Source organism: Planotetraspora sp. A-T 1434, assembly GCF_025420585.1.
Taxonomy (GTDB): domain Bacteria; phylum Actinomycetota; class Actinomycetes; order Streptosporangiales; family Streptosporangiaceae; genus JAOEGB01.
In genome coordinates this window covers 1-285 of record NZ_JAOEGB010000129.1, presented here as the reverse complement: position 1 = coordinate 285, position 285 = coordinate 1, and the positions used below count along the sequence as shown (strand labels likewise).

Below are 285 nucleotides of genomic sequence, written 5' to 3'. Positions count from 1 at the left end.
AGAGGTGCGGGCCAGCCGATGCACATCGGAGATCGGCAGCAGTTGCCCGGTGGCGATCAGCAGCCCGGGCGCGAGCCGGTCGGGGTGGTGCCCACACCTCCCACACGCCGCATCCCCGACCCTGTCACCCGCCCCCTCAACCGCGCCACCGCCAGCGTCCGCACCCGCCCCCGTCCCCTCACCGGCACCGGCACCGGCACCGGCAGCGTCCGCACCGGCACCCGCCTCCGCGCTCGTGTCCACGCTGGTTTCCGCAGTCCCACGTCCGGCATCTGCCCCGGTGGA

The 285-nt window shown here is 75.1% G+C and carries 1 protein-coding gene; it reads left to right on the top strand.

All coding sequences use genetic code 11. From position 1 onward, the window contains the following. Positions 1-18 precede the first annotated feature (18 nt). On the top strand, positions 19-285 hold a 267-nt coding region (locus tag N5079_RS35260), incomplete at its 3' end, for a hypothetical protein (protein ID WP_261588564.1).